The organism is Tabrizicola fusiformis (assembly GCF_013328815.1).
Classification (GTDB): domain Bacteria; phylum Pseudomonadota; class Alphaproteobacteria; order Rhodobacterales; family Rhodobacteraceae; genus Fuscibacter.
In genome coordinates this window covers 1-1,264 of record NZ_JABUHN010000051.1, presented here as the reverse complement: position 1 = coordinate 1,264, position 1,264 = coordinate 1, and the positions used below count along the sequence as shown (strand labels likewise).

Annotated in this window: 2 protein-coding genes; both read left to right on the top strand. The window is 65.5% G+C overall.

The features are described from left to right. Positions 1-369, top strand: a 369-nt coding sequence (locus HS053_RS22090) for a hypothetical protein (protein WP_206677667.1), incomplete at its 5' end; no start/stop codon positions are given. Then, positions 369-1,121: a LamG domain-containing protein gene (locus HS053_RS22085; RefSeq protein ID WP_174213393.1), complete on the top strand. Its 753-nt coding sequence runs from the start codon at positions 369-371 to the stop codon at positions 1,119-1,121. The genes HS053_RS22090 and HS053_RS22085, both read left to right, overlap by 1 nt. Positions 1,122-1,264 lie beyond the last annotated feature (143 nt).

Sequence of the window (1,264 nt, the reverse complement as noted above, 5' to 3'; positions counted from 1 at the left end):
GGGCGCATCATCGACATCACCTATCATGTGCCGGTGGGTCCGCTGGTGCTGGACCCGGGCCGGGTCAACGACCCCGGCAATTTCGGGTTTACGGCGGTGGCGGCCAGCGGCGCGGCCCTGACCATTGAGTCGGTGGCGCTGCGCGGCACAACCGGCGTGCGCATCGTGCTGGCCTCCGACCCGGGCGCCGAGGTGACGGTGCGTTACGCATGGGGTGCCAATGGCGAGGAAACGGGCCGGTGGTCCGGCGCCCGCGGTTGTTTGCGCGACAGCGATCCGGCCCAGTCCTACCACCTCGACACGGTCGGGCGGCCCTACGAGCTGTTCAACTGGTGTGTGATTTCAGCGATCCAAACGGAGCAAATCTGATGACGACAATCATCCGCCAACTGCCCGGCGTCTACTTCGACAACCCCGCGCTGCCGCGCATCGCGCTGCCCGGCGCCATTGCCGTGATCGACGGGCTGATCGGGGCGTACCGATTTTCCGGGTCTGGCTATCTCTCGGACCTGTCAGGATCTGGCCGGACCCTGACGGCAGTCGGGGCACCCGTGGTTGCGGGCGGCTACGCCACCTGTTCGGATACGGCATATTTCGACACCGGCATCACCCAGGCCGAGGGTGACAGCTATACGCTGTTGCTCACCTCGCGGCTCTCGGCGCTGCCTGCCGCGAACGCCTTTGTCGTGGGCAATCTTGAGACCGGCGTTGCGGGCAGCACGATATTTTATCGCACGACCGGGCGACCTTATACGCAAAGCCGCTTTACTACCAATTCAGGCAACAGCAGCGACATGATCGCAGCGAGCCAGACCGAGCAACCAATCCTGGCAACGACCTGGACCATGCAGGGGCTGAGGCACAGCGGGCGGGTCGCAAAATGGGACATTCCTCGATCCGCCTACAGCTACACCCGCACCGCGGGCGATCTGACGACCAGATACAAACCAGGCGCGGCCTCGTTGCTCATCGGCCGCGCCGTCACGGCCGGTGACACCACGGTGGGCCGCCAGATCGCAGAGGTGCTGATCTACAACCGGATGCTTTCGGATGCTGAGATCGCGGATGCCTATGCCGGGATGGGCGCGTATGCCGCCACGGTCGGCATCACCGGGATCTGACAGTCGGCAAGAGGAGGCCGGGGGGCGTCACCGCCCCCCGGCATGGGGTTCGTTTCTCAGGCGCACCCCCCATCGACCAGCAGGTGCTTCATGGCCGCATCCGCCCCGAGGGGCAGCGGCAGAGGAGCACGATTCGGATGAAT

Bases quoted from the DNA above. Each gene is read 5' to 3' on its own strand.
- HS053_RS22085 (WP_174213393.1), top strand. From the start codon at position 369: ATGACGACAATCATCCGCCAACTGCCCGGCGTCTACTTCGACAACCCC.